A 25,991-nucleotide genomic window follows, 5' to 3' on the forward strand; every position below is an offset into this window, starting at 1 on the left:
TTCGACCTTAAATCTTCATGCATTTTATCCCATAACATATAAGGAATTCCCCCCATAAACATATAGTCCATAGGATCCTATAACAGGAGCACCTATGGATGATGCTAGTTCTAAATTCCAAAGTATTTTACCATTTTGATTGATAGCGTAGATTTTACAATGCTCATCATTCATCTCTGAGTATCTAGAAAAAGTTGCATATAGGAATCCATCTCTGCTGAGAGCTATACCATTAATAACAAGATAAAATCCCTTTTTCCAGAGGAGGTCCCCCTGCTTATCAAATTTCATTATAAAACTGTGGTTTTGTGTCTTGTTTTTCTCCTCTCCAGAAGGCAATGCAGAGGGTTTTATACCCACATATACCCCGTCTTCATCCACCCCCAGAGCAGCAGGAATTCCCCATTTGGCCCCAACATCATTCAAATTAATCTTCCACTTCAATTTTCCATTATAACCTATTGCAAAAAGGTATGAGGTAATATTTTTCACCACTGGATAGGGAGATGCCTCTGTGTATACTGTGGTTACATATAATTCATCTTCATAAAGGGCCATACGAATAATCTCACCTTTCAACTCTATTTTTCTCATCACATTTCCCTTAGTTGTGAGTACATACACCCAATTATTAAATCCAACATACACTTCCCCACTAGGAGATACAGCTGGAGGGAGAGATGTTTTGATCCCTAAATTAACCTTCGTGATTAAATTTCCCCCATAACTTATCATATAAAGATTTCCCATATTAGTGAGAATATATACTGTACCATTCCATACGATAATAGGTGCACTTGCCTCCTCTTTGAACCCCTGAAAATGAAAGATCCATCTAATCTTGCCATTTTCGTTTAGTGATAAAATCTGACCCTCCATAGTGGTAGCATAAATGTTTCCATATTCATCAATAGCCGGGATATTGGAAGAAAAATTCATAGAAGATTTCCATAGAACATTTCCTCCATTTAAGGCTATAATTTTTCTTCCGCTCAACAGATAAATTCTTCCATTACCACTTACTAACGCCCCAATAATACTGTTTTCAGCATTTTTACTCCATATAATCTTTCCAGTTAAACCGGAGGTATTGTAGCCACTTAAACAGTTATTCTGAGAATTTCCATAAATCATTCTCCAACCCATAGGTGAGGTCTCTTTTTCCTCTACAGGATAAAAATAAATTACTGTAAGAATTATAACAATACCTAATACAAACAGGACACTTACCAGAGATCCACGACTAATGCCCAATTGCCATCACCTCCATTTGGAAGTACATATTTTTCATCATCTAACTTACAGCAATACCTGTGCGATGCATTATTAATGAATTCTTCCAGCCAGGTGCCAACAGCATACTGAATATTCTGGATAGTTGTAGTTCCATCAAATTTATTATGGTGTTCATAGTATCCAGGATCTGTTAGATAATAAATGTCCGAATCACTATAACCATGCTTTAAAATAACCGCGCGAAGATAATCTGAAGTAAATCTAAAAGATCTTTGAGGTGGATCATCAATATTTGTATATCCCGTTATTATTATTGTCCATAAATGTCCTATATCAGATTTGTCCCCTATTCCATCCCCATCCGAGTCCCATGCATACGCATAGGTCCCATAGTAGTCAATTTCCTGCTTATCTGTTAGGCCATCATTGTCTGTATCCTCATCCCTCGGATTCGTGCCATGATTATACTCGTCACTATCCCAAACACCGTCAGAATCTGTATCATAATTGTAGGGATCTGATGTGACGAGAATGTGATGCCATGTGGTGCCCGAGGTGCATACCCATATGTACCATCCTGCCTCTTCCAGGGAATCTGATAATCCATCTCCATCTGTATCGTCATTGCTTCCTCCACCGCCACCATGGTCTATCACAGGCGGGTTGTAATCCATAACCTGTGCATCTCCATAATCCTTCTCATCTCCCACTATATCCATATTCACATCTTCATACACGCTTATCTTCAATTCTCTGAACCTGAACTTGCTCCGCTCCCAGTTCAGCCCGAATAAAATATCTCCATCTCTCCACACCTTCACCATATCCTGCCCATCCTCAAATTTTCTCTCTCCTCGCACAGTGCCATTATAAATCCCCGTTCTACCGTGCCCCTCCCTGTAAGGCACCCTCGTATAGCCCGTTCCATTATCTATGACCTCAAACCAGTTGCTCCCTATGCCCTCGTATCTCCACACTACCCTGTACTCAACACTCCTGTTGAAATGCAGGGTGAAAAGTGGATATAAAGGTGCACCTTCCTTAACCACGCTTCTCTGATAATACTCCAGAGTACCGCGAACTTCTATTTTTCCTCTATGCACAAATCCTATAGAAAGCACATGCCACCCGTTGTGGATGCTGCTCTCCATAAATCTCTTCTCAAATCCCATCTCTCTCCATCCTTTCCCGCTCTTTATCTCCACCACGGGATAGACCCTCTCTACCAATGTTCTGTGCGTATGGATCTCTTTTATTACAGCATAATTTCTCTTTATCTTAACCATTATGTCCCCGTTGCTAAACACCTTGCCCACAAAATACCCATGCATGTCCTCTGAATTCCTTGAGTCTTTACCCATTACCCCCCACTCCGCTCAGAAGGATGAGCATTACTACACCTGCTATTATTAATCCTTTAAACATATTTATCCCCTCAACCACATGCACCTTATTTGTGGTATTTAAATGTTACCCGGAAAATTACAATTATTTTACCAGCCCTGACTTTGGCCTATCAATTCCCTCACGAACCTTCACGCACATACCCTTTGTAAAATGCCTCATCTCCCAGCAGTTCATTATCGCCCTTCCCACTGCAAGAAGCGTGTCGCTTCCATCCACTATTAAAACCTCATCCCCTGGCCTTATATTGGGATCACATCTCAACACAAATTTCGCGAATACATTTCTACCCTGCCTGTTGAACTCCGCGGAATCTGGATCAACAACGATCCTCATCCTTGGAAATTCAAAGACTCTGTGAAGTCTAATTGCACCATGGATTTTGAGCGTGAAGAGTCCATCCTCCGCGCGAAGGGATACCACATGCTCCCCATCAACAATCACGTTTCTTATTTTCCCCGTGTTTTTTGACTTCATAATTTTGATCTTGCCCGAAAAAAGCGCATCTGCCGCGCCTTTCCCAAACTGAAAATCCGCAATGGCCCTTATCTTCGCCACATCAAATTCCTCATAACTCACACTTTCATAATTTTCCGGCACGTTCATTTTTTCGTCCCACGGGAACTCGCTCTGAGCAAAGGGATAGGTGTCCTCAAGTTCTAGAGGCACCTCTCCAAATGGAGTTTTAACGGCTGCATCTTTGGGAATGGTACCTAAATTTGCGCTCCATGGGCGCGGAAGTTCAACAACCATTCTGCGGGATGGAAAATTTCTGAGTCTTCTCTTAACTCCAAGAACAAAGGGTCTCTGCATGCTCTCCCTTCCCATGTAAAAAAATGCACCCTTTCTCGATTTTGGTTCGAATTTTTCCAAAAACCTTCTGTATCTCAGAATTTTTCTGTATGCCTTTAGGAGCATGGGGTGCTCCCTTGCTCTGCTTTCTGCATACTCCCAGATGCGTTCCTCGTGTATGGCCTGCTTTATACGTTTTATTTCCTCAACACTTATGTAAAGGTTGTGCTCCGACAGAACACGGGTTCTTTCCTTCTTTGGCATGCTCTTTACCTCTCCCAAATCGTACCTCTCAAGCACAGGTGAGAAGTAAGGAGGATACTTCAGATCCCTGAGGTGCACAGTGCCATGGGGGAATAGAAGCCTGTCATCCCTGGCATATTTGATGTAGGCGGCGGAATCGAAAAAATCCACTCCAAGAAGGGCGGCAAGGGGAAAGAACATTGGATGTCCTGCTCCGAATAGATGGATGGGCTTTGATGGGTTCAAATATTTCTTCGCTATAACGATGGCCTCGGCCACCTCACTGTATCTGTACTCCTCCATCAGGGGCACAACACCACCTATGGGGTAATAATCAAAATTCAATCTGTTCATCAATTTTGCAGCGTATCTGCGCAAATTCGGGTAGATAGAGCCCTGAATAGGGCCGGCCAGGAGCATGTCTCCCTTGTACCTCAACGCCTCCTCTCCACGCCTTGCGGTCTCATCTATTGCCCTCTTAACCTCCTCCTCACTGAAATGGGGCTCTGTGAACACATCAAGCATGGTGCCTATATCCGAGCCAATATCCCTTTGAAATTCCACAATCTCTTTATTTTTTACCTCCACATCCCCGTAAACATGCTGCTGAAATGTGCCGCTATCCGTCATAATCAATCCTGGAAAATCAAGCATCCTGTGCAGGCCCTCCTCCATTGCCCTCTCCCTTAGACGAGGGGTCTTCCAGATTATGTAAGAATTTGTTATTATGGCCTGAATGCCAAACCTATCCATCATTTCCCTTGGAGAAATCACAATTTTGTTTGGATTCACGACGGGCATGAGCGCAGGTGTCTCCACGTTGCGAAACCTACATATCCTCGCAAGGCCATCCCTGTCTCTGAGTTCCATAAATGGGTAAAAGGATTGAGGTATTTAAAGGAGGTCTCTGATGATCTCCGGTAACTCTTTCACACTTTCAATAACAACATCCGCTCCGTTTTCCTTCAATTTTTTCTCATCCTCAAGTCCAGTGAGTACGCCAATGGTGAATATTCCCACCTCCCGCCCCGATTGCATATCGGGCCAGTAATCTGCCACGAGCACCGTTTCCTCCTTTCCTGCATTGAATTTTTTCATGGCCTCCCTTATGAGTTCAGTCCTGCGGCGACCATCCCCGTAGTTGTTTAAACGGGTTAAAATGAGATCCACATAATCCGCCATTCCGAACCTGTGAAGTTCGGCCCACACCTCCTCCGAAGGCACCATTCTACCCGTGGTGATAACAACCTTAAGGCCCATATCCTTCAGAGTTTTAAGCACATCCAAGGCTCCATCAATAGGCTCATCCTTCTCGCAAACCATGTCGTTGTAATGTGAGAGAAAATAATCCCAGAACTCCTTGGGCTCAACTGGCACATGCCTGTTCAGCGTGTCCTTGGCGTAATCCTCTATGAAGGTATCCCAGTCAATTGTTCTTGCGTGGAAGTGCTCCAGGGCCATGTTGAATATCCTGTAAAACCTGGGCAAAGTGTTGAGCAGGGTCTGGTCAAGGTCGAATATCACGAGTTTGAGCATAGGGGAGTAATCAAATGTTCGATTTTATAATTTGCCTTTCAAGGGGGAAATGAATGAAGAGATGGTTCCAATCACTCCGTAGATTGAGTAGGATTAACCCCAACCAACACCCATCACTGTGGCCCCGGTACAGGTACTAACAACACCATAAACTCAAATAATCACCTGTTGAAAGGTGCGAAAATATACACAAATACTTTCCCATGCGAAAATTTATAAACCCCTTAAACTTTCGCCCAAGCATGTATTTAATCGTTGAGCAGGAAGATGTTATACGCATTCCTCCACCCATGCTGGGAGAGGACCTCGATAGGGTGGTGGAGGATCTGGCAAGGGAGAAGATAGAGGGCAATGTTTACTCATTTCCACGTGAAGAGGTATCCGATCCTGCGGAGAGAAAGTACATCATAGTGCTAATTTTATCACTTGAAAAGGTGGGCGAGGGCATAATAGTTCCCGGAGATGGGGCCGTGTATCAGAAGGTGAGATTCAAAGCCCTGGCATTCCATCCCGAGTTGCAGGAGGTCGTGATTGGAGATGTTGTGGATGTACTCAAATTCGGGGCATTCGTAAGATTTGGCCCGATTGATGGGCTCCTGCACATAAGTCAGATCATGGACGATGTTATTGACGTTGATCTTGACAATAAAAGGTTTGTGGGCAAGGAGAGCAAGAGAAACTTGAAGGTTAAAGATAAGGTCCTCGCAAGGGTTGTGGCACTTAGCATAAACGATGCAAATCCAAGGCAGAGCAAGATTGGACTCACTATGCGCCAGCCTGGACTTGGCAAACTTGAATGGATTGAAGAGCAGGTGAGGGAGGGTAAAAAATGAAGGTGGAGCTGAAGGCATGCAGGAACTGCCGCACCATAACCACCGAGGATGTGTGTCCAAAATGTGGTGGAGAGACCACAACAGAATGGCACGGATACGTGTTCATACTTGACAAAAATAAATCACAGATTGCCCGGGCAATGGGTGCGGATAATGGAGAGTATGCCCTACGAGTTAGATAAGCCCTTGATTCTACCAGAACATCTCAGGGGCGAACTTCAGAGGGTTCACGGCATTCTTCTTGAGGAAGATGAGATTAAAAATATAGAGGGAATGATCATCTGCGTGGGTGATGTTGTTACTCATACCCTCCTCAAAATGGGAATAAAACCAAAAATGGCCGTTGTGGATTACAAGACAAAGAGGGGAGAAATGGTATTTGAGGATGTGAGGAGTTTCGGGGAAAGAGTTTTTCGCGTTGAGAATCCTGCAGGCACAATAACCCCTGGACTGTGGGATGCAGTGAAGAAAGCCTTGATTTCAGAGAAAAATGTGAAGATAGTGGTTGATGGGGAGGAGGATCTTGCGGTCATCCCCGTGGTATTTTTTGCACCTCTCGGCGCTAATGTTATATATGGAATGCCCAATACGGGTTTAGTCCTGCTAAAGATAACACCTGAGGAAAGGGATAAAGTTAAGGATCTGATAAAGAAAATGGAGGTATGAGTATGGAACTGAAAATACTGGAAAAGAGGGAGAATCCCCTGCTTCACAGAATAGAGATAAAATTCGAGGTATCTCACCCAAAGAGTAAAACACCCACAAGAGATGAGGTTAGAAACCTTCTGGCTGCAAATCTCAACGCCGATAAGAGCAGGGTGATTCTCAACGATATGCACACTCCATTTGGCTCACCTGTGACAAGGGGCTTTGCGAAGATATACGACTCTGTTGAAAATGCGAAGAAAATTGAGCCCGATTACATTCTGATCAGAAACAAATTGATTGAGAAGAAAGAGGAGGAATGAATATGCAGAAAAGAGAATTGTATGAAATCAAGGATGGAAAACTTGTGAGAAAGCGACGTTACTGCCCAAAATGCGGTCCCGGAGTTTTTATGGCTGACCATGGGGATCGCTATTCATGCGGGAAGTGCGGTTACACAGAGTTTAAAAAGAAGTGAGGGGCCCGTGGGGTAGCTTGGATATCCTAGGGGCCTCCGGAAAAGCCCCTTTTAAAAAGGTGCTTTACCCTCAAACGGGCTTTGCAGATAGCCCCGGACCCGGGTTCGAATCCCGGCGGGCCCGCTGGAAGCTTCCTCAATCTACGGAGTTTTTCTTCAAGAGTCATCTAGACTTGACACTGATCTCATGAAAACTTATTTTTAGGGAATGGATATAAAGGCCTATGAATATTCTTCAAATGTTCAGAGACGAGGCAAACAGGCTGCTGAAAGATACGGGTATCGAACTTAAGGTTGAGGAGGCAAAGGAAGATTTCGGAGATTTCACACTTCCATGCTTCGCCTTGGCAAAGAAATTTCACAAAAATCCAGCCCAGATAGCCAGAGAAATTGTGGAAAAAATGGATAAGAGTGAATATTTTGAGAGGGTAGAGGCGGTGGGTCCCTACATCAATTTCTGGATTTCCCCAAAAAAATTATCGGAGATAACCTTAAAATCCATAATTGATGGGGATATCTTCAAGTTTGAGCCCAGGGGAAAAATAATCGTTGAGCATACGAGTGCCAATCCAACAGGACCCCTGCATGTGGGCCGTACAAGAAATTCCATAATTGGAGACACCATGGCAAGGATCCTGGGCAGATACGGATACGATGTTGAGGTACAGTACTTTGTGAATGATGTGGGTAAGCAGGTTGCCACGCTTCTATGGGGAATCAGAAACCTTAGATTAGAGACATCTGGAGAGAGAGGCGATTACAAATACGTGCCCTATTATCAGGAAGCCTACAGGCAACTGGAAAGGGAAGAAGGCATAGAGAGGGAAATTCAGGAAATAATTTGGAAATATGAAAGGGGAGATGAGGAATTAAGAATTTTGGCAAGAGAGTATGTGGGCTCCATTCTATCGGGCATCGAAGAAAGTCTGAACAGGATAAATGTGCATTTTGACAGATTTGTGTGGGAATCCTCCCTAATTGAAAGGGCTAGGGAGATAGCAGAAAGATTAAAGGAAAGGATAAAGGAGGAAAACGGAGCCTTTTATGTGGACCTGAAGGAGCTGGGTATTGAAGGCAAAGAGAGACTTTTTCTTTTCAGAAGTGATGGCACAACCCTTTATCCCCTCAGGGATATCGCATATCACCTCTACAAAGCCCAAATCTCCAGAGAGAACATTGATGTGCTGGGGGAGGATCACAAACTACATTTTGAAGCCATAAAGAAAATAGTTGAAATGCTCAACAAGGAAATATCGTTGAGGGCACTCTTCTATTCATTTGTAAAACTTCCAGAGGGCAAAATGAGCACCCGCAAAGGAAGGGTAATATATTTAGATGACCTCGTTGACGAGGCTGAGAGAAGGGTTTTGGAACTCTTGAAAAATAGAGAGTACGGAGAGATGGAGAGAGAGAACATAGCTAAAAGCATAGCAGTTGGAGCCATAAGGTTCCACATTCTCAACGTTCAGGAAGAAAAACCAATGACCTTCAAATGGGAGGATGCACTAAACTTCGAGGGGGAAAGTGGTCCCTTTATACAGTACACCCACGCCAGGGCTGCAAGCATACTTAGAAAGGTGGAGTGGGGAGGCAAGTACGATCCTTCCCTCGTATCTCACACACAGGAAATAAAACTCCTGAAACTAATGGCAAGGTACAGCGATGTATTAAGGAGGGCTGCCGAGAATCTTAGCCCCTACATTGTGGCAAAATACGCCTATGCTCTCGCATCCCAGTTCAATCAGTTCTACAGGGATTGTCCAGTTCTAAAAGAATCGGAGGATGTGAGAAATTACAGGCTCGCCCTTGTGACCGGTTTCAAAAAATTAATAAAAGAGGTGCTTGGGCTTCTTGGAATTGAAGCCCCTGAAAAAATGTAAAAGATTTTATTTCTTTGCTTTCTCTTTCTTTGTTCTCTTTGTGAATTTGCCCTTGCCAGCCTTCTTCTTCTGCGCGATCCAGCCAATGTATCCGAGCACTATGATGATCACTATTATTCCTATTATTATGGCTGGGGTCTTCCAGGGGGCCTGGGCAATATCCACATTTATGACCTTCTTGTTGTCACTTGTGTAACTTGCCGGTTCATCGGGGCAGTAGACCTTCACGGTAACAGAGTAGTTGTTGGCTCCTGAGAATGTATAGGTTATGTTGTCTATTGCATAACTCCCAGCGCTGAGATTGTAGAACGTCTTGTTTGCAACTTCCTTACCATTTACTATGAGGGCAATGTAATACACCTTTGCAACCTTGTTTCCATTGTTTGTGACATTCACAACAAAGGTTAGCTGGCTTCCCTCAACCCTGTCTCCCTTAACCTGAACATCGGTCACAGAAAGATCAGGTCTAACCGGTGCAACCCTGAAGGTCTTGTTGTAAACCTTGTAATTTCCTGCAGCATCGGTTATATTGAGTATTATGTAATAGGTTCCAAACTGCTTGAACTGAATGGTCAATTTGGGAGAGTTGAGCGTACCGTTTATTATCTTGTAAACACCAGCAGTGGCATTAACAACCTTGAAATTCTTATCCTTTATGGTCCACTGATATGACACGATTGTCCCATTGTCCGGGTCATAGCTGCCTGAGGCATCAAATGTGACGTTCTCTCCTTCCTTTATCTCAGTAACCTCATTACCGTTGGATGTGATGTTCACCTTGGGAACCGGTGGGGTTATATCCTTCACTATCACATGGAACTTTATCGTTAAGGTGTGATTCACGGCATCTGTGAAACTCACGGTTATTGTATATGGGCCATTTCTGGTTGGTTTCAGGAAGGCATAGGTCTTGTTGAGACCACTGCTCTTAACCCCATTGAAATTCCAGAGAACATCTATTGGTAGAGCAACCTTATTCTTTCCATCATATGTATCGTAACTCTTTGTAGCGTCGTATATTATTTCCTGAGTTTGATTGAATGTCAGAGTAACTGGGATCGTGGCTGTGTCATTTACTATATTAACCGTACCATTATTGCCGTAAACACTGTACTTTATTGTATTCATCGTGGGCATACTTAGTTTTGCAACCATCTTACCGGATGGATACTCTATGACCATGTTCACGGTTGGATAGTAATTATCCGCCAGTATTGTAATATTGGTCTCATTGGTGTTCTGACCAATATCTTCAACCATCAGTTTGAGTGTGTGCTTGCCCGTGGTAAGACTCTTGGATACATTGTAAACCCCCACGCCTGATTTATACACCATTCCATCAAATACCCAAGTATAAGTTGTGTTCTCTGGATTGAACATATTCCACACCCTATCATACACCACGCGGGAGGCATTGAACCATACTGATTTACCTGCAGGCACCACTATTGTGTAGTTATCTGCACTCTGATTGACCACATAGTTGGAGTTCTTCATCCCATCCCATCCAAACTTGAAACTGAGTGGGCTTATACGCATTGCAGGACTCTTTCTCTCCTTCAGATCCATCTTCACAGGAGTGTTCTTCACATCACTGATTGTTATTGTGCCCACATAACCAGTCACGTTTGCACCAGTAACCTTGGTGCTCCTCTCCAGATAGTTGGGAAGATTTATATTGTAGGTGTACACCAACTTTGCACCAAGGTAAGTGGTTTTCTTTGCAAAGAGTGTGAGTTCAATCATTCCATTCTTCAGGAGGGTTTTCTTAGAAACGTCGTTGTTCACATAATTTGCATTTATTGTGAGCTCATTTCCATTCCAGGATGCCGTGTATGTTGAAAGCTGATATATGTTGCCATTTAGGGTTATTAGATTCGTTGTGTACTTGGCCACATTATTTTCAAAGTAATTCCTTGCAAAATTCATGTCCTTACCCAGGAACTTCATCTGGTAGTAGAGCACACCCGTATTGTTGAATGGAAGTGAAGGGATTATCGTTTCATTGGTTACCATCATGCTGTACTGCACATTTATCGTTGTGAGATCATCAGATAGGGCTATTGTGTAATTCACATCATCCTCAACAGGCTGAAGGGATATTTTCTTTGGCTGGCTCAAAGCGAGTTGATTGGCCATGTAGGTATTTATTCCATATCCATCGGCTGTTATTACAACCTTGTAGTTGGATGGAGAGACGAGATAGAAGCTGAAGGGCCCTCCAGGGAACTGAAGTATTGTGTACTCTCCAGAGGTCTCGTTTATTATCGTAACGTGTACCGTTGTTGTTACGGGCATTCCGGTGCTGGCATCCTCAACAATACCCCATATTTTCTGGGCATTGCCCACGTTTATCGTCATATTCATATTTCCATTCACATTGAGTTCCCTGTAATACGCCTTGCTCACTCCACCATCAAGATAGGATATCTTCAAAGTTACCTTGCCAGTCGGCAGGTTGAACAGTCCATACTCCCCTATGTATTTCTCCACTATCTCGGAACCATGGAAGTACACAGATACTGTTGCGGGTATGACCTCTCCATTCTTCACCACGGTTAGGTTGAGAACATTGGAAAGTGCATATCTGTCAACCGTTAAACTTCCAAAACTATTACCATCAAGGGTGGTCAACCCACTGGCTCCAAATTTGACAACTGCAAATGCACTGTCGTAGAAATACCCGCCCTTTACCTGTCCGTGTGTTTTCAAGGCATAATTTCCGTAGGGCACATTCTCAAACTTCACTATACCATTTGAAGAGGATTCCGTTGAAGATACGTACTTACCATTAATATCAAACAGTGAAACGGTCACTCCAGAAAGAAAATCACTACCTCCAGTATTAACATCCTTATATATCAGTACAAAACTCAATTCACCGGTTTGTGGCTCAAGAGCGTTCACTGTCCCTGCAAATACCAGGGCGCTAAACAGCAATAAAGCAATCGCTGCGATCACTTCTCCTTTTTTCCAATTTTTGGTGTTCATAGGGTTTTCCCTCCATCTTTCTTTTTGGTGTGGGGTAAAATCACTTTCTATTTATATACTTTTCTGAGAAATCAAAAATCTCCCGAGAAAAATTAAATAAATGAAAAAAATCCTCAAACATGGATGTTTTGCTCTACATCCTCTTCGTTTTCCTGGGAATTGCCTTCGGCATATTAACGGGCCTCACCCCCGGATTTCACGTGAATAACGTCGCGATTATAGCACTTTCCATATATGCGGCAACAAAGATAGATGCATTTCTTCTGGCAAATATGATAGTTGCAAATATGATAACCCACACCTTTTTGGATTTCATACCCTCCACATTTTTAGGTGCTCCCAGTGAGGACACCTCGCTCTCCGTGCTACCAATGCACAGGTTACTTCTTCATGGTCAGGGGTATCGCGCAGTGTACATATCCACGTTCGGCTCTCTACTGGCCACGCTGTTTGCAATGCCACTGATCCCCCTTTTCAAGATAGCACTAATTGACCTCAATCTCTCAAATTACCTCACATACTACACCCCCGTAATACTTGTGGCAATAATCCTCGGGATTCTGTATATGGAGAGTAAAAAAGGATTGAAATATATCGCTCTTGCCTCACTCATCTTCATTCTATCAGGAATATTCGGATACCTTGCTCTGAACATACCTCTAAACAACAACTATATGCCATTAAGATTAACACCAAACACACTATTTCCCGTTTTCACAGGATTATTTGGCATACCCGTACTGATACTCTCACAGCACACAGAGGTGCCAGAGCAGAAGATTGAGAAGGTGCATGTTCTGAAGAAACATTATTTCTCATCCATGATAGGTACGCTCACAGGTTCCCTGGTTGGTTTTTTACCGGGAGTAACCTCTGGGGTGGCCGCCGTTCTATCAAGATTATTTGTGAAGAATGATGACACCGAGGATTTCATCTTCGCACTGGGAAGTGTGAACACATCAAATTACATATTTAATTTACTGGCACTTTTTCTCATCCTGAAACCCAGAAGCGGGGCTGTGAACGCAATCTCCCAGATGATCACAGTTAATCTCTGGAACTTCAGCACCCTTCCACCAGGAGATTTTGTGATTATACTTCTAACCGTGGTTATAGCTTCAATTGCTTCCTTCTTCATAACTCTGAAAATAGGAAAATTCGTTGCTCTCAAAATTGGAAATATTGGATCAAGGTACGGGCTTATATCCAGAGCCATGATCCTCACACTGGGCGTGCTTATTTTCATATTTTCGGGCACTATTGGGTTGTTCCTAGCAGTGGTGGCAACACTAATTGGGCTGCTCCCTCCAAAACTGGGCACAATGCGTGTTCATCTCATGGGAGTAATCATTCTACCCGCACTCCTGGCATACCTGTGAGATCCGGGCGATAATTTTATATCCCACCAATAACATTACTGTGGAGGGATTAAAATGGCAAAGAAAGAAGAGGTCAACTGGTATGAGAAACTTGAAAGCGAACTAGAGAAGAAGAGAGATGAGGTTATAAAAACAATTTCCACCGAAAAGGAGACGAAGAAAGAACTGAATATGAACCTCATTGAAGATTTCTGGAGGATCTGGCTTCAGTTTAACAAGATAAATGTTCATTTCAGAATGGATCCCCCACACTCAGAATGGGGTCAGTTTATAGTTTTCCCCGATAAATGGAACCTTCGCGAGGATTTTGATTTTTCCTCAGTTACGGAGATAAGCCTGGTGGATTTAACAAGGGATCAGAACAGGACCGGGGATTCTCTGAAAATAGTGTATTACGGCACAGAGGAGGGCGAGAGGCTCAAGATGATCTTCGAATTCTTTGAAGGAGAGGAGTATTACAAGTACTCGGGCCTAAAAAGGATTTACAGCCAGTACATACTCTACGATGAGAAAGTCAGCAAAGCAAGCCTGGATAAGATAAGGGAGATCCTTTTAAAGGTAATACCCAAATGGTACGAGTCCCATCTCAAGGGAGATAGAAGCATAATAATAGATTTCATAAAGAAGGAGTACACAAAGGGAGAGACCTTCGCCGTCTAATCTCCACCAAATTCTTTTTCAATCTGTTTTTTGATCTCTTGACGCAGGGTTATTTCCTGCTCCCACTCTTCCAGGGAATCCAGTGCCTCCTTGAGTTCTCTCAGGCAATCTATGCATATCCACTTATTGCCTATCTTTTTCATGGGCAAATTCTTGTAGCCTATTCTTCCACACAAAAAGCACACGTGCATCTCAGAAATCTTGCTCTCCACATAAAGGTCAAGTTTCATGCTCTCAATAACATTTTTCAAAATATCCTCCTTGATTTCACTCACCTCCTGTGCTCTGGGTTTACAAGCAAATACCTGTCCCCCACCCTTACAAGGGGCAGATTGTGCATCTTTGCAATTCCCTTTAAAATATCCACCGCTCTCCTGTAGTTTTCCCCTGTGTTTTTCATACCCAAATAGTACATGATGTCCATGGGACTCAAACGGGCCACCCCGGTCTCTGCACCCATATGATTTTCCCACCGAATTTTCAATTTTCTTGCACCCTCAGTATCTCCTTCAAAATCTCTGAGCACTTCAAAATCCACATTTTTTGGTATTTTTGGCGTGGGAGTGAGCCCGAAATAAAGGGCGGCTATCCTTTTCAACTCCCTCTCGTCCATATGCTCACCTCAGAACACATCGGCCTCCGAGAGAACCGTTATTCCATTATCTCCTATCTCATACTCCTTAACCTCGCGGGAATGCTGGGTTCTGCGCATCTTCAAAATCCTTATGGTGAGTTTTAAACGATGAGATTCTTCAAGGAAGGAAAGAAGGATTACCCCATCAACAACGTATTCCACAATACCATCCCTGCTGACTAGGGGATTTGTTGGATCCACCTCCGTTGTGAAGAGCGCAGTTGCTCCGCTTTCCTTTATGCTCTTGCTCAACTTAAATACTATTTTCCTCTTTTCATCCATACTTTCGTACATCATGGTGATCAAACTTATTGAATCCACTACAATTCGCGAGGCCCTGCGGGTTCTTATCAGTTCAGGTATATCCCCCTCAAGACGCTCCACACTGCTCTTCGCATCCTCGGGTTCTAGTTTTATTATGAGCAAGTTGCCATTTTCAACGTGGGTTGAAAAATCCCATCCAAAGCTTCCTGCACTTTCTAGTATGCTCTCTTCATCCTCCTCCAAACTGAGAAATATGCACCTCTCTCCGTTTTTCAGACCTTCCCATATGAACTGCATAGCCAAGGTGCTTTTTCCCGTTCCAAAGGCCCCTATGACCGCTATGCTGTGCCCCTTTGGGATACCCCCGTTGAGCATGTCGTCCAGACCATCAACTCCAGTTTTCACCCTCTCCATTTTTATCACCCAATTTTCTCGGTGTTAACAACAACAAATCCATTCCTCCTATTTAAAGTGGTGTTGAACCGAGCAATTCTCTCCTCCTCAAGATGCGCCATCAAACCCTCAAATTTAAGAACGTACATATAACGGTACCTCTTGGAGTACTTTCCGGAACCGTGCCATTCAAACACAAACACACCGTCCACGGCATCAAAAAGCAGATTCTCCTTCATCTTATCAATAACTCCTAGGGTGAGAAGGAGGTAAATAACAGTGTTCCACCTCTTTGCAACCCGGCGAATTCCCCTTATTATGTCAACAAGATTGTTGAAATCTATGCGGGGTGTGGTAACCAGATCCGTGAGAGAGTCAACAATGACAATATTCCCATCGGACTCCTCCATGCATCTCACAAATTCCCTGAGCAATTCGCCCTTTCTCCTTAAGAACTCCTCAGTGTTCTCGGATATCCACTTTCTGGGCACGACGCTGTTACGAAAGTACTCTACAGAGAGATCCCTGAATTTGAGTTTATCTCTGAACGCCTCGTGGAGATCCTCATCAAATGTTATCTCCACCGAGCGAAGAATCTCCTCTGAACTCTTTGAGAAAGATATGTAAAGCGTCCCCTGGGGCACGTATATGTCGGGAGCCTCAATTATGAAGAATTTTCTGCGTTCCTCATACTTCCTAGCCATCGAGAGTTTTGCAGCCGAAGTGTACGCAAATTCAACATTCCCCGAACCGGGTTCTCCTGCAAGAATTACCACAGAACCGACAGGCACCCCACCCTTCACGATTTCATCAAAGGCCGCCACAGATGTAGGAATTCTCATCTGTCAAATCATAGCAATTTTAAATTTAAAACTTTGCACGGTTTTTCAAGAAATTCTTAAATATCAATTTTCAATGCTTAAAATTATGGAAAGAATAAAAACGGGAATTCTTGGCTTGGACCCGCTCCTGGATGGGGGGCTTATGAACAGGTCTTCAACCGTGGTCATAGGTTCAACAGGTGCTGGAAAGACCACATTTGCAACTCAATTCATACTTCGCGGGCTGATGGGGGGGCAGGACTGCATATTCATAAGTTTGGATGAAAACAAGGAGCAGATAATCAGGGACGCCCTGAACATGGGGTGGGAAGATATAAAGTACTTCATAGAGGAGGAAAAACTGATATTTGTGGACGCCTCTGGCAAAGAGTTCAAGGCATTCATCAGAAAGGAACTTCCAGATTTTGTATCCACCTGGCTCGGGGCAAACACCCGAATTGCCATAGACCCGCTCACCCCCGTGGTCTGGGCCACACCCTCCCGCTATGAGCAAAGGGAGCTTTTGGGATTCATGCTCAAGGAGATGAGGAAGATAGGTACAATAGTTGCCACTCTGGAGGAGCATGGACCTTCAAATCTCTCGGCACCAGAAACCGCAATACCCATGTACCTTGCAGATTCAATAATACACCTTAGGTACAGGTACATTGAGAACAACACACGAAGAGATCTGAAAATAATAAAACTTAGGGGTAGCAGGCACAGCGAAGAGATATTTCCCTACAAAATCGTGCGTGGACTTGGACTGGTGGTGATGAGGGGAACCTACAAGATAAAGAGCACACGCATAACTGTGGAGGAGCTGGAAAAGAGAGTTATGGAAAAATTGAAAAATGCTTCACCCATAGTAAAAAACAGAATCAAAAAGGTTCTGAATAATATCGAGGACGGAGATCTTGAGGATGTAAACATAGATGAACTTGCAGACATAATTGTGGAGGAATACTCTTGAAGATTTCCTCTCAGCTTCAAAAACTCATCAAGGAGGAGGAGATTGAACGTGGATACCACATATTCTCAAACAGGCACAGAAGGGAGATTTTCAGAGAACTGACCCGCGCCCCGTGCCAGACCTCCTCTTCACTTATGAGAAAATTGGGATACGACGTGCAGAATGTTGAATGGCATCTTAAAAGGCTTATGCGCGAGGGATTTGTAGATTTGAAAATTTACAAGAAGAAATTATTTTGCCCATCGGAACTGATATTTGAGGAGGACCTTCCTCTATTTCATCTTCTCAACACGAGGAGCGGCTGGATCATAGTACGCTCCCTGGTGGATAGGTGCAGAGATATGCCCTACCTTTCAAAGCATGCCAGCCGTGCCACTGCTTACAGGGTGGTGGATACCCTGAAATCCCTAAACCTTGTGGATGTGAGTAAGGGCACGAGAAAAATGATATGCCTCAACGAGGGATTCTACGAAAAGATGGACATGTACTCCGTGCAGGGTTCCGAATTCAAGAAGAACTTCATAAAGAGAATTGAAAAAAGGGGCTACAGCGCCGAAATAGTGGGCAGTTACGATTTCGAGATCATAATAAGGCTATCTGGGATGGAAAACTTCACATTGGGAATTTTCATATCACCCTTGAAAACAATTCTGGGGGTAAAGAAATGAGAGAAGAGATGAAGAAGAGAGCGGGAGAGTACGCTGCGAAATACATCAAAGACGGTCAAGTTGTTGGACTGGGCACCGGCAGTACGGTGAAATACACCATTTTGGAACTTGGAAGAATGGTGAAAGAAGGGATAGATATAATCGGCATACCCACTTCAAAGGCAACGGGGCAACTCGCAGAAAGCGTTGGAATAAAACTAGGAAGTATTGATGAGTATCCGGAAATAGATATCACTGTGGATGGAGCTGATGAGGTTGATCCAAATTTAAACCTCATAAAGGGCGGTGGGGGAGCGCTCCTGCGCGAGAAGATCGTTGCACATGCATCAAAATACGAGGTTATTGTTGTGGACGAGAGCAAGGTGAAAAAAGTGCTTGGTGAATTTCCACTTCCAATTGAAATCGTCAGATTCGGATACAGAAGGACGATGAACGTGCTCTCCTCACTTGGTTGCGGGCCATCCCTGAGAATGCAGGACAAAACACCATTCATCACAGACAACGGAAATTACATTGTTGACTGCAAATTTAATAGGATAGAAAATCCGAAAATTCTGGAAGAAAAAATAGACAAAATTCCCGGAGTTGTGGAGATAGGACTGTTTATAGATATGGCCAACGAGGTTGTTGTGGGAAAAAAAGAGGAAGTTGAAATTATGAGAAGGCCCTGAGATCCTTTATCAATTTTTCTATTTCATTTATCCTCGCCCTGAGGTCCTTTTCAATCTCCTCCAGGATCATGGGAAACGGTTTTGCAAGCCTGTAACCATGTACAGGCCTGCCCTTGCCCTCTTTCTTTATATCCCTCTTTGTGACCCAGCCCCTCTTTGTTAGCCATTGCATTGCAATACTAACCTCTGGCTGCCTTAGACCTGTATTTTTCTCAATCTGCACAGAGGTGACCTCATCCCTCCGGTACATATATGCGAGGGTTCTTGCCACATTTCGGGATAATCCAGCCTTCTGCAACAATGATGCAAGTTTTTCGTCGTTTTGCGTCATCTCCTCCCGAACCATATCTATCACCTAACCATATATTAAAGTGTTCCTATATAAGGTTTTCTATGTTCCATCAGATATTTATAATTTTCGGAATCCAAAATAATTAATTGGGGCATGCATTATTGAAAATATGCAACTGCTGATGCACGCATGCTGTGCCCCGTGCCTGGCCGCCCCATACAAACATTTGAAGAATGAGCATGAAATCACCGTATTCTGGTACAATCCAAACATCCAGCCCTACAGGGAGTACCTGCGCAGATTGAAAGCATTCCAAGAATACACACGAAGAATAGGAGCAAAAGTGATTTACGATTACTCATATCCCCTGGAGGAGTGGCTTTACAGGGCAAGCATACTCAGCAAAAGGAGCAACGTGCTCAGGTGCAAGTACTGCTACGCCGAGCGCCTCTACAAAACCGCAGTTAAGGCAAAGGAAATTGGTTTTGATGCCTTCACAACGACCCTACTCCTTGCCCCCTATCAAAAGCACGAATTGATCAGGGAAATAGGGAAGAGCATAGAAAAAAGCACGGGAATTAGATTTCTCTACATTGATATGCGTCCTTGGTTTGAGGAGGGAGAGGAACTTGCAAAGAAGGCGGGAATATACCGCCAGGGTTACTGCGGTTGCATATTCAGCGAGGCTGACAGGTACTGGAGGGATGATCCTTGAGAACGAGAAGAGAGAGAATTGCAGAACTCCTGCAGGAGGGGGATTTGAGCCCCTCTGAAATCGCAAAATCTATGGATATACCTGTAAACCTGGTGATTGAGGACCTGAGGCACATTGCAAAATCTCCAAAATACGGCAGAATGCTTATCCTACCTGCAAGGTGCAATAAATGCGGTTACATTTTCAGGGCAGAGATAAAGATGCCCAAGAAATGCCCAAAATGCAGGAGCACCTGGATTGAGGAGCCAAGATTTTTACTAAAAGTTTAAATAATTTAATTGCTTATTTATTAAGGGGGGGCGACTGAAATGAAAATCATGTCCGTGCTGGTTGGTGTAGTTATAGGCCTTTTGGTGCTATCCATTGTTCCGGGCACGGTGTACGGTGTACATGGCAATTTTTCGCCTCAGCAACTTTGGGTATACAAACCCAAAATTGATACAACCTACGATACTACCATGGGTATTCAGAAAACAACTATTGGCTCTTCCATACACTACGATGTGAACGGTGACGGTGTACCGGAAGTCCTTGTGGAAATTCACAACTACACTGCAAAAACATACTCAGTGGTGCTTTTAAGCGGCGCAGATGGTACCGTGCTGTACAGGAATAAATTCACAGATATTGCTTCAACACACTATGGAAATAAAATAGGTATTGAGGCAAGTTATTACGGAATAACCCATGTGGATTCCTCTGGAAATGTTGTCTCAGCATACCAATATATGATTTTCACCAACTACAGCGATACACACAGAATATCAATTTACAGGTTAAACGAGGACCTGAGCAATTCCTCCTACGGGTACATAGAAATTCCATCAACAATATCCACACCATACGGTTCTGCAACGGTAAGCATGTACAGCGCCCAGATAAGCATTATGAATTACAACTATACAAACAAGGAGGGGCTTCTGTTCATGGGATTCTACACGGGCAATTTATTTGGATACTTCGCAATGGAAGTGCAGACCATCATGCTGGATTACAACCTAAACGTTGTATGGGAGAGAAAGGAGGTGGCACTCTCAAGATACAGTGCATTTTACCCAGTGGGTATTGAACCCACCGATCTCAACGGCTGGGGCTTCAATGATGGGAAGACCGCGTATCAGGGTGCTGATGTTATAATGGTTAACGAGTCCTCGGGCAACACGGTTATCAGTGGAATAGAAGCCACAGATGGTCAAATTCTGTGGAACGTTACCCTGCCCGGATTTGTTATTCTTGGATCTCCCGTTGGAGAACTTGGACCATACATAAATTTCATAGATTATGATGCAGACCACAATGTGGATATGCAGGTAATAACCTACGACTACAACGCAAATACAACCTATATGTATTTCATAAACTCAAGCGGAAAGGTGGTGGCCAGATACAATGCAGGTATGGGATTCAGGCAGATAATGGAATCTCTGCCATCCTATGTAAATCTAACATTCATGAGGAGAACGCAGGATCTCAATAATGATACGTATGGGGATGCAATTTTTGTGAACAGCAATAAAATTCTTGTGGCATTTGACATAGAACACAACACCACAATTTATCAGAAAACGCTCTCATCGGGATACATGTACGTGCCATCCCTATCGGAGAGTGATATAAATGGAGACTCTGTTTACGACATATACCTGTACGGATCAAATCACACAACCAACTCATACTGGGAGAGGGTTAACTTGACCGCAATGGACGGGGCAAGCGGGAGCACGCTCTGGAACCACACCTACAACAGGGTCGTTGGTCTTGCTGCGGCTGCATTCTACCCAACCGATGTGAGCGATCTGAACGGTGATGGATTTGGCAACGAGGTGATAATGCAGGGTTATTACAGCGATGGAAATGGAGTGTACCTGAACGCAACGGTAATATCCCTGAAGAATGGAAGTGCCCTATACACGATAAAGGTCAACAGCACCATAAACAACGTGGATTATTCCAACTGGACTGCTCTTTGCGTGCTACCCGGGGATGTGAACGGAGATGGGACAAATGACATGGAAATTATGATGTACTACCACACCAAGAATAACTCCGTTCCCATGGATGACAGTTTCATAAGATTCTACGATGGAATGAGCGGCACTCTTCTCTGGAGAGGAGAGGTCTACGAGGACCACACACTCACAAAAACAACAAGAATGATGTGGAACCCACATACGTTCGGCTATGAACTCAGGGCAAACGGCGAGGGCAATACCATACTAATAACCACAGGAGATAGCGTGCAGGCCTACGAGATCAATTCTGCAGTGCCCGAACTGAGCTTTGGAGTACTCGTACCTCTGCTTGCAGTTGCGGTGATTCTATACCTGCGGAGAAAATAATTTTCCCCTTTTTTCCAAAAAAATTATATTTGCCCTCCCTTCTCATATTCACGGGCACCAGGGCCCCCGGCGGAGGGCGATGTGTCATCGCACAATGATGCTTGGGCCAGAGGGTGCCCTATAATCCCCCGGCAGGGTCAGGCACCTTGAAGGATGATAGGTGCTGTTAATGTCGGGGGATAACTCATTTCCTGAATATATCGGCAAGGAAAATCAGTATGGGGAATATTTCAAGGCGGCCGAACCACATCTCAAGGATGAGGGTTATTTTCTCAATCCAGGGCATAAAGGGAGAGGTTATGCCCACAGAGAGTCCAACATTACCCTCTGCACTGGCAACCTCAAATATAGAGTTTGTAAGACTATTTCCATAGGCCATTAGAACAAAGGCTCCAAGGAGAAGCATTAGAAGATATGTCGTTGTGTAAATGGATACATCCCTGACCTCTGTGGGCTCAAATACCTTCCTCCCGATTTTGAAGGGAATTATAGCGCTGCGGGGAGCAAGACGGACACGTATGTACCAAAATATTCCGTACATCAAAACAACCACACGTATTAATTTCAAAGCGGATGCCGTTGAACCGTAGGCGCCTCCGAATATCATGGAAAGAATGAGAAAAGTCTTGTCAAAATCGGAGAGTTTGGATAGATCGGATATGCTGAATCCAGTACCTGTGAGGGCCGATGTTACATGGAAGAATGTTTGAAGTGTGGCCTCGCTCCAGTTTTCACCGAACCAGCACAGGTGGAGGAGCATCACCGTTGAAAACAGGAAAATTATGAGGATCATCGCCTTAACCTCTATGGAGAAAAACTCACGGATCTTACCCCTGAATAGATTTATGTGTGATACAAAGGATATTCCTCCCGTGGCCATGGCAAAGATCATGGCAATGGCAACGTATGGTGAGTATGCCGCAATGCTATTATTAGTTACGGCAAAGCCACCGGTTGCAAGGGCGGTCATTGAAATGTTTATGGCATCGAACAAGGGAACCTTGAGAAGGTAGAATATTACGGCGAAAAGTGCAGTGTAAAATACGTATATGCCCCATATCTTTCTAACAGTGCCAACAACTGTGGGCTCAGTCTTATCACTTCTTCCCTCTGCAAAGTATAGAGATTGCACCACACGACTGGTGCGGTACATAACGGAGAGGAACAGCGCTATCACACCCACCCCTCCAATCCATTCTGTGAGAGAGCGCCAGAGGAGAATGCTGCGGGGCAGAGATTGCACATCCAAGAACATGGTCAATCCAGTGGCCGTGAACCCGGACATGCTCTCAAACCATGCATCCAAGGGATTAAGATAACCGGATAATATGAAGGGTATGGCTCCAAAAAAGGACATCAAGAGCCAGCCCACGGCCGCAATCTTGAATGATTCTCTCAGTGTCAATTTTTGGGGAGGGGGATTGTTCATAAAGGGGACCCAGAGAAATATGATCCAGGTGGCGGGAAAGAGAAAGGAAAGGGCTATGACGACACTTCTATCCACTATCAGCGCGTAAATCGCATCTATTATCATAAAGATCGATATGTAGGTGAGGAGTTTCAGTGAAAAATATAGGATCTTGTTCATCAACCTACCCCAGCACTATCTCACGCACCTTCTTCTCCACACCCTTCTTCGTCACAATGGCAAGTTCGTCTCCCTCCTGAATGACCTCCTCTCCACGTGGTACTATGATCTGGCCCCTGCGCAAAATTGTGGCTATTATGCTTCCCCAGGGCATGTGTATCTCACTCAGTTTCCTGCCAACAATGGGGGAGAGTTTGTCAACACGCACATGGAGGAGTTCCACATCGCCACCGAACGTGAGCACGGAGGTGAAGCCTTTAATTCCGGCGTACATGGCCTTGGCAGCCACCTCGGTGGTGCTTATGACCACATCTACGCCGAGACTCTCGTAAAGCACCTTGTTGCTCGGATTCGTTGTCCTCGCTATGACCTTGCCCACATTGTAGGTGTGCTTTGCCAGCTGACACGCGACAAAATTCACCTGATCGTTGCCGGTGCAGGCCACAAGTACATCGGCCTTGTTTATGCCGGCATCCTCAAGGTACGATGCTTCGCTCCCGTCCCCCTTGATAACAAGAATATCGTAATTCTCAGCCATATGTCTGGCTTTTTCCTCATCCTTCTCAATCAGCGCAATATTGTGACCCTCTTCCACGAGTATGCTAACCAGATACTCACCTATTCTCCCGCCACCAATGACAATAATGTACATGGGGAGGTTATCCACGTGGAGAATTTAAACATTTTCTCAAATTTTCAAAATTTTTTTATTTTTTAGATAAAAAACATGCTTTGTCATGGCATGCTCATACCATGATTTTCCAGCATTTTTCGAGTTTTGTTCCAAAATCTTTAAATATGTGCTTCCTCTTAATAGAAACTGGGCCAAAAGGCCCAGGAGGACTTGAAAATGAAGAAGATGTATAAGAAGGAAGAGGGCGTGAGCCCGGTTATAGCAACCATTCTGATGGTGGCTATAACAGTAGTGCTTGCAGCGACTGTATGGCTGATGGTGTCTGGGTACATGGGCGGAACTGGTGGAAACCAGATCACGGGGAGTTTCGCTTCAAAACAGCAAGTTAAGCCTGGTTATTGGGAACTAACATTTTCTCAGTTCCAGCCAGACACAAACATAACAACCCTGAAAATATCCATTAGTGTGGGAACAACCACCTACACAGTAACCGGGTGGACTTACAAATCTGCCACTATTTGGAATGCCACACTTACACCTACTCCTAATACCCTTAAACTCCAATACCATGACTTGGCAGGAAACGGAGTTATAAACTCCGGAGACTATTTACTTATCAGTGGAGTATCAGGTTCAGTAACTGTGACAATCCTTGACAGCAACGGAAACCAAATATGTAGCACAAGCTTTACTGCATAAGCACTTTACAGGTATTTAAAACACCAACCTTTTTTCTTTTATTTTTGGTGATATTCTATGAAAAAAATGGTTTCGATTGAAAATGGCGTGAGTGCGGTAATAGGTACCATTCTTATGATAGCCATAACTGTAGTTTTAGCTGCAACTTTGCTCCTTTATGTTTATATGACCCCCAGCGCCACATATGAGCCCACTATTATAGGTAAATTTGCGTCTATCGAAAGAGTGAATGATTCAACCTATAAGCTAGTATTTTCAAACTTTAATTTCGATGTAAAAATAAGTAGTCTAAAGGGTGTTTTATACATAAATGAAACACGGTACAATTTCATATTCCCATCACCTTTTGATTCTACTTCTGCAATAATTACTCCAAAGGATTCAAACACACAAAATCTTCAAATCATATATCGTGATCTTTCAAACAACTCTTTTATTAATAGAGGTGATTATTTACTTTTAAGAAATCTCAAACCAGATACGATGTACAAAATATACTTTCTGGATGCACACGGTAGTACACTCCTATCCGGGAAATTCCAAACATAAAATTTTCATTGTTCCTCCGGTGGCGTGATAAATTTCTGAAGGGAGAGATTTATCGCAAAATAGATTGGCTCCTTCCCAGAAACATAAATAAAATTTTATCTTCGTGAGATTAGAGGGAATATTCTTAAATTTCATACAATACGGGGATTGTATTGTGGAGTTCTGAATGCTGAAACCTTTAAAAATGAGTTTTGTATATGATATTAGGGGTGAAAGATATGCCTGATGCTGTGCTTGAGAAACTAAACGAGATTGAGGAGATGATAAGGGAGCTAAGCACAAAGATTGACAATTTTCTTGGTTATGAGGAACTCACAGATAAGGAGAAAAAAGAAATAGAAGAACTCCGAAAGGATATAAAAAAGGGAAACTATGTGAGTTTTGATGAACTGTTTGGTGAGCATTGATGTACAAAATAATATTTTCCAGAAAGGCAGCAAAATTCATATTGGGGCTCCCAGAAAACTATAGAAATAAAATAAAAAAATACGTTGATGGTACTGAGACAAAATCCCTACGCATATCCCTATAAAAAGATAAGGGGAGAGAACAATACTTATAGAATACGAGTTGGAAAATATCGCATTTTATACGAAATTGATAAAATTAACATGCAAATAATAATCCTGAAGGTAGATAAGCGAGAAAGAATATACAAGAATGATTGAACATTC

At 43.5% G+C, this 25,991-nt stretch carries 30 protein-coding genes and 1 tRNA gene; 19 read left to right on the forward strand and 12 right to left on the reverse strand.

The features are described 5' to 3' along the window. Positions 1-24: 24 nt before the first annotated feature. The 4 genes from ACIM339_RS02300 to ACIM339_RS02315 form a co-directional block, all read right to left on the reverse strand. A complete protein-coding gene (locus ACIM339_RS02300; RefSeq protein WP_015282989.1) occupies positions 25-1,254 on the reverse strand; it encodes a PQQ-binding-like beta-propeller repeat protein in 1,230 nt (409 codons plus the stop codon). After that, positions 1,227-2,597 (reverse strand): hypothetical protein, encoded by a 1,371-nt coding sequence (locus ACIM339_RS02305; protein ID WP_015282990.1) that lies wholly within the window; start codon positions 2,595-2,597, stop codon positions 1,227-1,229. The genes ACIM339_RS02300 and ACIM339_RS02305 overlap by 28 nt, the downstream gene beginning before the upstream one ends. A gap of 127 nt (positions 2,598-2,724) precedes the next feature. After that, positions 2,725-4,545 (reverse strand): tRNA guanosine(15) transglycosylase TgtA, encoded by a 1,821-nt coding sequence (gene tgtA, locus ACIM339_RS02310; protein WP_015282991.1) that lies wholly within the window; start codon positions 4,543-4,545, stop codon positions 2,725-2,727. A 24-nt stretch (positions 4,546-4,569) separates the two neighbouring features. Then, on the reverse strand, positions 4,570-5,211 hold the full coding sequence (locus ACIM339_RS02315; RefSeq protein WP_015282992.1) for an HAD family hydrolase: 642 nt from the start codon (positions 5,209-5,211) through the stop codon (positions 4,570-4,572). Positions 5,212-5,453: 242 nt separating this feature from the next. Here ACIM339_RS02315 and ACIM339_RS02320 point away from each other — a divergent pair, with 242 nt between their 5' ends. The 7 genes from ACIM339_RS02320 to argS all read left to right on the forward strand — a co-directional run bounded on the left by ACIM339_RS02320 (position 5,454) and on the right by argS (position 9,047). Next, on the forward strand, positions 5,454-6,044 hold the full coding sequence (locus ACIM339_RS02320; RefSeq protein ID WP_015282993.1) for a DNA-directed RNA polymerase: 591 nt from the start codon (positions 5,454-5,456) through the stop codon (positions 6,042-6,044). After that, positions 6,041-6,226: a transcription elongation factor subunit Spt4 gene (gene spt4, locus ACIM339_RS02325; protein ID WP_015282994.1), complete on the forward strand. Its 186-nt coding sequence runs from the start codon at positions 6,041-6,043 to the stop codon at positions 6,224-6,226. The genes ACIM339_RS02320 and spt4 overlap by 4 nt, the downstream gene beginning before the upstream one ends. Beyond that, entirely contained in the window at positions 6,198-6,710 is a 513-nt protein-coding gene (locus ACIM339_RS02330) for a GTP-dependent dephospho-CoA kinase family protein (RefSeq protein WP_015282995.1), read from the forward strand. The genes spt4 and ACIM339_RS02330 overlap by 29 nt, the downstream gene beginning before the upstream one ends. Positions 6,711-6,712: 2 nt before the next feature. Further along, the gene (locus ACIM339_RS02335) at positions 6,713-7,012 is read left to right on the forward strand and encodes a 30S ribosomal protein S24e (protein WP_015282996.1); all 300 of its coding nucleotides are present in this window, start codon (positions 6,713-6,715) and stop codon (positions 7,010-7,012) included. Positions 7,013-7,014: 2 nt separating this feature from the next. Further along, on the forward strand, positions 7,015-7,167 hold the full coding sequence (locus ACIM339_RS02340) for a 30S ribosomal protein S27ae (RefSeq protein WP_015282997.1): 153 nt from the start codon (positions 7,015-7,017) through the stop codon (positions 7,165-7,167). 1 nt (position 7,168) lies between these two features. Next, positions 7,169-7,291, forward strand: a tRNA-Arg gene (locus ACIM339_RS02345). A gap of 100 nt (positions 7,292-7,391) precedes the next feature. Beyond that, positions 7,392-9,047 (forward strand): arginine--tRNA ligase, encoded by a 1,656-nt coding sequence (argS, locus tag ACIM339_RS02350; RefSeq protein ID WP_015282998.1) that lies wholly within the window; start codon positions 7,392-7,394, stop codon positions 9,045-9,047. A gap of 6 nt (positions 9,048-9,053) precedes the next feature. Here the strand turns inward: argS and ACIM339_RS02355 are convergent, their stop codons facing one another. Next, positions 9,054-12,038 (reverse strand): PKD domain-containing protein, encoded by a 2,985-nt coding sequence (locus tag ACIM339_RS02355; RefSeq protein WP_015282999.1) that lies wholly within the window; start codon positions 12,036-12,038, stop codon positions 9,054-9,056. 119 nt (positions 12,039-12,157) lie between these two features. Here ACIM339_RS02355 and ACIM339_RS02360 point away from each other — a divergent pair, with 119 nt between their 5' ends. Together ACIM339_RS02360 and ACIM339_RS02365 are read left to right on the forward strand one after the other, a co-directional pair. Beyond that, positions 12,158-13,417: a tripartite tricarboxylate transporter permease gene (locus tag ACIM339_RS02360; protein WP_015283000.1), complete on the forward strand. Its 1,260-nt coding sequence runs from the start codon at positions 12,158-12,160 to the stop codon at positions 13,415-13,417. Positions 13,418-13,471: 54 nt separating this feature from the next. Beyond that, positions 13,472-14,077, forward strand: a complete 606-nt coding sequence (locus tag ACIM339_RS02365; RefSeq protein WP_015283001.1) for a hypothetical protein — start codon at positions 13,472-13,474, stop codon at positions 14,075-14,077. On the opposite strand, the gene ACIM339_RS02370 is transcribed toward ACIM339_RS02365, so the two are convergent. Genes ACIM339_RS02370 through ACIM339_RS02385 form a run of 4 tightly spaced genes read right to left on the reverse strand, consistent with a single transcriptional unit; the run spans position 14,074 to position 16,210 of the window. After that, complete coding sequence (locus ACIM339_RS02370) at positions 14,074-14,352, reverse strand: hypothetical protein (RefSeq protein WP_015283002.1); 279 nt, start codon at positions 14,350-14,352, stop codon at positions 14,074-14,076. The two genes, ACIM339_RS02365 and ACIM339_RS02370, sit on opposite strands and share 4 nt — an antisense overlap. Then, entirely contained in the window at positions 14,349-14,690 is a 342-nt protein-coding gene (locus ACIM339_RS02375; protein WP_015283003.1) for a hypothetical protein, read from the reverse strand. The genes ACIM339_RS02370 and ACIM339_RS02375 overlap by 4 nt, the downstream gene beginning before the upstream one ends. A gap of 9 nt (positions 14,691-14,699) precedes the next feature. Then, positions 14,700-15,389 carry a KaiC domain-containing protein gene (locus ACIM339_RS02380; protein ID WP_015283004.1) on the reverse strand — a complete coding sequence of 230 codons (690 nt, stop codon included), beginning with the start codon at positions 15,387-15,389 and terminating at the stop codon, positions 14,700-14,702. Between the two features lie 5 nt (positions 15,390-15,394). Next, positions 15,395-16,210: an ATPase domain-containing protein gene (locus ACIM339_RS02385; RefSeq protein ID WP_015283005.1), complete on the reverse strand. Its 816-nt coding sequence runs from the start codon at positions 16,208-16,210 to the stop codon at positions 15,395-15,397. Positions 16,211-16,295: 85 nt separating this feature from the next. On the opposite strand from ACIM339_RS02385, the gene ACIM339_RS02390 reads away from it, so the two are divergent. The 3 genes from ACIM339_RS02390 to rpiA are packed head-to-tail and all read left to right on the forward strand — an operon-like array spanning position 16,296 to position 18,501. Further along, positions 16,296-17,162 carry an ATPase domain-containing protein gene (locus ACIM339_RS02390; protein WP_337954341.1) on the forward strand — a complete coding sequence of 289 codons (867 nt, stop codon included), beginning with the start codon at positions 16,296-16,298 and terminating at the stop codon, positions 17,160-17,162. Further along, entirely contained in the window at positions 17,159-17,830 is a 672-nt protein-coding gene (locus ACIM339_RS02395) for a helix-turn-helix domain-containing protein (RefSeq protein ID WP_015283007.1), read from the forward strand. Before ACIM339_RS02390 ends, ACIM339_RS02395 begins: the two co-directional genes overlap by 4 nt. Beyond that, a complete protein-coding gene (gene rpiA / locus ACIM339_RS02400; RefSeq protein WP_015283008.1) occupies positions 17,827-18,501 on the forward strand; it encodes a ribose-5-phosphate isomerase RpiA in 675 nt (224 codons plus the stop codon). The genes ACIM339_RS02395 and rpiA overlap by 4 nt, the downstream gene beginning before the upstream one ends. On the opposite strand, the gene ACIM339_RS02405 is transcribed toward rpiA, so the two are convergent. Continuing rightward, the gene (locus tag ACIM339_RS02405; RefSeq protein ID WP_015283009.1) at positions 18,485-18,847 is read right to left on the reverse strand and encodes a MarR family transcriptional regulator; all 363 of its coding nucleotides are present in this window, start codon (positions 18,845-18,847) and stop codon (positions 18,485-18,487) included. The two genes, rpiA and ACIM339_RS02405, sit on opposite strands and share 17 nt — an antisense overlap. A 115-nt stretch (positions 18,848-18,962) precedes the next feature. Between ACIM339_RS02405 and ACIM339_RS02410 the strand changes: the two genes are divergently transcribed. The 3 genes from ACIM339_RS02410 to ACIM339_RS02420 are packed head-to-tail and all read left to right on the forward strand — an operon-like array spanning position 18,963 to position 21,847. Then, complete coding sequence (locus ACIM339_RS02410) at positions 18,963-19,508, forward strand: epoxyqueuosine reductase QueH (RefSeq protein ID WP_015283010.1); 546 nt, start codon at positions 18,963-18,965, stop codon at positions 19,506-19,508. After that, positions 19,505-19,777 (forward strand): transcriptional regulator, encoded by a 273-nt coding sequence (locus ACIM339_RS02415; RefSeq protein ID WP_015283011.1) that lies wholly within the window; start codon positions 19,505-19,507, stop codon positions 19,775-19,777. Before ACIM339_RS02410 ends, ACIM339_RS02415 begins: the two co-directional genes overlap by 4 nt. A gap of 39 nt (positions 19,778-19,816) precedes the next feature. Further along, a complete protein-coding gene (locus tag ACIM339_RS02420; protein ID WP_015283012.1) occupies positions 19,817-21,847 on the forward strand; it encodes a hypothetical protein in 2,031 nt (676 codons plus the stop codon). A 184-nt stretch (positions 21,848-22,031) separates the two neighbouring features. Here the strand turns inward: ACIM339_RS02420 and ACIM339_RS02425 are convergent, their stop codons facing one another. Both ACIM339_RS02425 and ACIM339_RS02430 read right to left on the reverse strand, forming a co-directional pair. Further along, positions 22,032-23,435 (reverse strand): TrkH family potassium uptake protein, encoded by a 1,404-nt coding sequence (locus ACIM339_RS02425; protein ID WP_015283013.1) that lies wholly within the window; start codon positions 23,433-23,435, stop codon positions 22,032-22,034. Between the two features lie 4 nt (positions 23,436-23,439). Then, positions 23,440-24,087: an NAD-binding protein gene (locus ACIM339_RS02430; protein WP_015283014.1), complete on the reverse strand. Its 648-nt coding sequence runs from the start codon at positions 24,085-24,087 to the stop codon at positions 23,440-23,442. A 198-nt stretch (positions 24,088-24,285) separates the two neighbouring features. On the opposite strand from ACIM339_RS02430, the gene ACIM339_RS02435 reads away from it, so the two are divergent. The 4 genes from ACIM339_RS02435 to ACIM339_RS07815 all read left to right on the forward strand — a co-directional run bounded on the left by ACIM339_RS02435 (position 24,286) and on the right by ACIM339_RS07815 (position 25,985). Continuing rightward, the gene (locus ACIM339_RS02435) at positions 24,286-24,768 is read left to right on the forward strand and encodes an archaellin/type IV pilin N-terminal domain-containing protein (RefSeq protein WP_015283015.1); all 483 of its coding nucleotides are present in this window, start codon (positions 24,286-24,288) and stop codon (positions 24,766-24,768) included. 57 nt (positions 24,769-24,825) lie between these two features. Beyond that, the gene (locus tag ACIM339_RS02440) at positions 24,826-25,317 is read left to right on the forward strand and encodes a type IV pilin (RefSeq protein WP_015283016.1); all 492 of its coding nucleotides are present in this window, start codon (positions 24,826-24,828) and stop codon (positions 25,315-25,317) included. A 218-nt stretch (positions 25,318-25,535) separates the two neighbouring features. Continuing rightward, entirely contained in the window at positions 25,536-25,724 is a 189-nt protein-coding gene (locus ACIM339_RS02445) for a hypothetical protein (protein WP_162007672.1), read from the forward strand. 87 nt (positions 25,725-25,811) lie between these two features. Beyond that, entirely contained in the window at positions 25,812-25,985 is a 174-nt protein-coding gene (locus ACIM339_RS07815) for a type II toxin-antitoxin system RelE/ParE family toxin (RefSeq protein ID WP_337954342.1), read from the forward strand. Positions 25,986-25,991: the final 6 nt, after the last annotated feature.

The organism is Aciduliprofundum sp. MAR08-339 (assembly GCF_000327505.1).
Classification (GTDB): domain Archaea; phylum Thermoplasmatota; class Thermoplasmata; order Thermoplasmatales; family Aciduliprofundaceae; genus Aciduliprofundum.

Excerpts from the sequence above, each read along its gene's own strand:
- ACIM339_RS02305 (WP_015282990.1), bottom strand. The coding sequence starts at position 2,597 with ATGGGTAAAGACTCAAGGAATTCAGAGGACATGCATGGGTATTTTGTG.
- tgtA (WP_015282991.1), bottom strand. The coding sequence starts at position 4,545 with ATGGAACTCAGAGACAGGGATGGCCTTGCGAGGATATGTAGGTTTCGC.
- ACIM339_RS02315 (WP_015282992.1), bottom strand. The coding sequence starts at position 5,211 with ATGCTCAAACTCGTGATATTCGACCTTGACCAGACCCTGCTCAACACT.
- ACIM339_RS02320 (WP_015282993.1), top strand. The coding sequence starts at position 5,454 with ATGTATTTAATCGTTGAGCAGGAAGATGTTATACGCATTCCTCCACCC.
- spt4 (WP_015282994.1), top strand. The coding sequence starts at position 6,041 with ATGAAGGTGGAGCTGAAGGCATGCAGGAACTGCCGCACCATAACCACC.
- ACIM339_RS02330 (WP_015282995.1), top strand. The coding sequence starts at position 6,198 with ATGGAGAGTATGCCCTACGAGTTAGATAAGCCCTTGATTCTACCAGAA.
- ACIM339_RS02335 (WP_015282996.1), top strand. The coding sequence starts at position 6,713 with ATGGAACTGAAAATACTGGAAAAGAGGGAGAATCCCCTGCTTCACAGA.
- ACIM339_RS02340 (WP_015282997.1), top strand. The coding sequence starts at position 7,015 with ATGCAGAAAAGAGAATTGTATGAAATCAAGGATGGAAAACTTGTGAGA.
- argS (WP_015282998.1), top strand. The coding sequence starts at position 7,392 with ATGAATATTCTTCAAATGTTCAGAGACGAGGCAAACAGGCTGCTGAAA.
- ACIM339_RS02355 (WP_015282999.1), bottom strand. The coding sequence starts at position 12,038 with ATGAACACCAAAAATTGGAAAAAAGGAGAAGTGATCGCAGCGATTGCT.
- ACIM339_RS02360 (WP_015283000.1), top strand. The coding sequence starts at position 12,158 with ATGGATGTTTTGCTCTACATCCTCTTCGTTTTCCTGGGAATTGCCTTC.
- ACIM339_RS02365 (WP_015283001.1), top strand. The coding sequence starts at position 13,472 with ATGGCAAAGAAAGAAGAGGTCAACTGGTATGAGAAACTTGAAAGCGAA.
- ACIM339_RS02375 (WP_015283003.1), bottom strand. The coding sequence starts at position 14,690 with ATGGACGAGAGGGAGTTGAAAAGGATAGCCGCCCTTTATTTCGGGCTC.
- ACIM339_RS02380 (WP_015283004.1), bottom strand. The coding sequence starts at position 15,389 with ATGGAGAGGGTGAAAACTGGAGTTGATGGTCTGGACGACATGCTCAAC.
- ACIM339_RS02385 (WP_015283005.1), bottom strand. The coding sequence starts at position 16,210 with ATGAGAATTCCTACATCTGTGGCGGCCTTTGATGAAATCGTGAAGGGT.
- ACIM339_RS02390 (WP_337954341.1), top strand. The coding sequence starts at position 16,296 with ATGGAAAGAATAAAAACGGGAATTCTTGGCTTGGACCCGCTCCTGGAT.
- rpiA (WP_015283008.1), top strand. The coding sequence starts at position 17,827 with ATGAGAGAAGAGATGAAGAAGAGAGCGGGAGAGTACGCTGCGAAATAC.
- ACIM339_RS02405 (WP_015283009.1), bottom strand. The coding sequence starts at position 18,847 with ATGGTTCGGGAGGAGATGACGCAAAACGACGAAAAACTTGCATCATTG.
- ACIM339_RS02410 (WP_015283010.1), top strand. The coding sequence starts at position 18,963 with ATGCAACTGCTGATGCACGCATGCTGTGCCCCGTGCCTGGCCGCCCCA.
- ACIM339_RS02420 (WP_015283012.1), top strand. The coding sequence starts at position 19,817 with ATGAAAATCATGTCCGTGCTGGTTGGTGTAGTTATAGGCCTTTTGGTG.
- ACIM339_RS02425 (WP_015283013.1), bottom strand. The coding sequence starts at position 23,435 with ATGAACAAGATCCTATATTTTTCACTGAAACTCCTCACCTACATATCG.
- ACIM339_RS02430 (WP_015283014.1), bottom strand. The coding sequence starts at position 24,087 with ATGTACATTATTGTCATTGGTGGCGGGAGAATAGGTGAGTATCTGGTT.
- ACIM339_RS02435 (WP_015283015.1), top strand. The coding sequence starts at position 24,286 with ATGAAGAAGATGTATAAGAAGGAAGAGGGCGTGAGCCCGGTTATAGCA.
- ACIM339_RS02440 (WP_015283016.1), top strand. The coding sequence starts at position 24,826 with ATGAAAAAAATGGTTTCGATTGAAAATGGCGTGAGTGCGGTAATAGGT.
- ACIM339_RS02445 (WP_162007672.1), top strand. The coding sequence starts at position 25,536 with ATGCCTGATGCTGTGCTTGAGAAACTAAACGAGATTGAGGAGATGATA.
- ACIM339_RS07815 (WP_337954342.1), top strand. The coding sequence starts at position 25,812 with ATGGTACTGAGACAAAATCCCTACGCATATCCCTATAAAAAGATAAGG.